The organism is Actinosynnema sp. (genome assembly GCF_052038725.1).
Genome location: NZ_JBQGCX010000450.1, coordinates 1 through 2,730, shown reverse-complemented (window position 1 = coordinate 2,730; position 2,730 = coordinate 1). Strand labels below are relative to the sequence as shown.

Here is a 2,730-nt window from a genome sequence, read left to right as displayed (position 1 = left end):
GGTTGACCGTGCCGTGGCCGCTCTGCTCGCCCTTCTGCGACGGCATGGGCACCACGTCGTGGATGAGCCTGCCGTCCTGCAGCGTGGTCCAGCCGAAGATGTCGCCGAGCAACCCGGCCACCAGCACCAGGTACGCCTCCTGCGGCGCGGTGCGGGTCTGCCCGTCGAGCCCCCGCCAGTCCAGCGGGGTCGGGCCGATCTCGGCGTCGTCGACGGGCAGGCCTCGGATGACCAGCGCCGACGCCGACTCCGCCAGCCTCAGGTCGCGCAGCTGGTCGACCAGGCGCGCGGGCAGCCGGTGCGCCAGGCCGGGGGCGGCGGCGAGCAGCGACGGAGCGCTGGACGAGCCGTGCTCGCGCACCGCGGCGCGGGCCAGGGCCTCGACCTGCGCGCCGTCGACGGGGTCGAGGTCGACGTACCGGATCCCCGCCAGCGGTGGCGTGGTGGCGGAGCCGGTCATGAAGCACTTCCCTGGTACGTCATCGAGTCCTCCTCGGAGGGGGAAGGGCGCCGGGGCGGGGTAGCCCGCCCCGGCGGTGGGGTCAGGCAAGGGTCTCGCTGGTGGTGGGGGCGTTGACGTCGCCGGGAGCGGGCAGGTAGCCGTTCTCGACCAGGAAGCTGAAGCACGAGTGCGCCCACTGCTCGTTGACCGGCGGGCAGGAGATGCCCGAGCCCTCCAGCGCAGCGAGGAGCACGCGGCACTCGTCCATGGGGTCGACCTGCTGCTGGAGCTCGGGGTCGAGCGCGGCGTGGCGCATGGAGGCGACCCGCAGGATGGGGGTGAGCGGGTAGAGGACGTGGTCCTCGTCCACGGCCAGCGCCTGGCGGCGGGCCTCCTCCTCGTCGACGACGTTGAGGTCGTAGCCGAAGGAGCGCAGCCACTGGTAGCACTGCTGCATGGTGGTCGGCTCGGGGTTGGTGATGTTGAAGTTCTTGCCGAGGTTCTCCTCCTGCAGGGAGGTGTGCACGATGGCCGCCGCGGTGTAGTCGACCGGCACGGCGTTGATCACGTCGTTGTAGAGCGGCAGGACCCCGAGGTCCAGGAAGCCCTTGAGGTAGACGTAGAGGTAGTCCGTGTCGTGCGAGGCGCCGGTCTCGGTGTGGCCGGTGATCATCCAGGGGCGCTGGACGGTCACCGGGACGCCCCTGTCGCGGGCGATGACGACGATCTTCTCGGCCACCCACTTGGTGCGCGGGTAGCCGGTGGGGACCTTCACCGGACGGTCGCCCAGGTCCTCCTCGGTGAAGGGGCGCTCGGCGCCGGTTCCCATGAAGACGTCCACGCTGGAGACGAAGTGGAACGCCTTGAGCGTGGTGGTGGTGGCCAGCCGCAGCAGCTCCTCGGTGCCGAGGACGTTCGCGGCCTTCATGGCCTCGTACGGGTAGGTGAAGTTGACGATCGCGCCGCTGTGGTAGATCGCGTCGAGGTCGGTGGCGAGGGTGGCGTACTCGGCCTCGCCCAGTCCCAGCCGGGGCTTGGACAGGTCGCCGGTGACCACCCGCATCCGGGTGCGGTAGGACTCGTCCCAGGCGCGGTACTTGCGCAGGACCTCCTCCAGGCGGTCCCACGCGGCGTCCTGGCTCTCGCCGCGCACCAGGCAGTGCACGGTGGCGCTGGTGCGCTGGACCAGCTCGACGGCCAGGAAGGCGCCCAGGTAGCCGGTGGCGCCGGTGACCAGGATGTTCTTGGGGGAGAACCAGTCGGCGTTGGGCAGCCCGTCGGGGACGATGGCCGGGTCGAGCCGGACGTCGGCGACGAGCTCGGCGACCTGCTGGGCGTACAGGGCGGCGCTGTCGACGTTGTCGCGGCGGCGCTGGTGGACCTCCACCGCCCTGGCGATGCCCTCGACGGTGGGGACGCGGAAGATCTCGTCGATGGGCAGTTCGACGTCGTGCTCGCGGGAGAGCTGGGCGGCGAGCCTGGCCACCAGCAGCGAGTTGCCGCCGAGGGAGAAGAAGTCGGCGGTGGCGCTGATCTGGCGCAGGCCGAGCACGGCGGCGAAGGTCTCCGCGATCTCCGCCTCCAGCTGGGTGCGCGGCTCGACGAAGCCTCCCGCCGCGATCTCGACCGGGGCGGGCAGCGCCGCGGTGTCGATCTTGCCGTGGCGGGTCAGCGGCATCCGCTCCAGGCTGACGAACGCGCTGGGCACCATGTAGTCGGGGATCTGGCCCAGCACGTGCGTGACCAGGGTGTCCTGGGTGAGCACGCGACCGATGACGGGCACCACGTGGGCGACCAGGCGGGGGACGCCCGGCTGGTCCTCGCGGACGGTGACGACGGCCTCGGCGACCAGCGGGTGGCGCAGGAGGACGTTCTCGATCTCCGACAGCTCGATGCGGAAGCCGCGGATCTTGACCTGGGTGTCGGCGCGCCCCAGGAACTCCACGGCGCCGTCCGCGCGGTGGCGGGCCAGGTCGCCGGTCCGGTACAGGCGCGCGCCGGGGTCGGCGGAGAACGGGTCGGGCAGGAACCGCTCGGCGGTCATCGCGGGGCGGTTGACGTACCCGCGCGCCACGCCCTCGCCGCCGATGTAGAGCTCACCGGGGACGCCGGGGGCCACCGGGTTGAGGTTCGCGTCCAGCAGGTGCAGGCGGGTGTTCGGGATGGGGCGGCCGATCGGGACCCTGGTGGCCTCGCCGTCCTCGGGGCGCACGGCGTGCACCGACGCCCACACCGCGGCCTCGGTGGGGCCGTACTCGTTGAACAGGGCGGAGCCGGGGTTGCGGCGG

Annotated in this window: 1 protein-coding gene and 1 pseudogene; both read right to left on the bottom strand. The window is 72.2% G+C overall.

The genetic code is table 11. From position 1 onward, the window contains the following. Positions 1–460, bottom strand: a pseudogene (locus tag ACTUAL_RS09120) (hypothetical protein); the annotation flags it as partial. Positions 461–542: 82 nt separating this feature from the next. Next, the coding region (locus tag ACTUAL_RS09115; protein ID WP_440899943.1) for a thioester reductase domain-containing protein at positions 543–2,730 on the bottom strand (2,188 nt) is incomplete at its 5' end.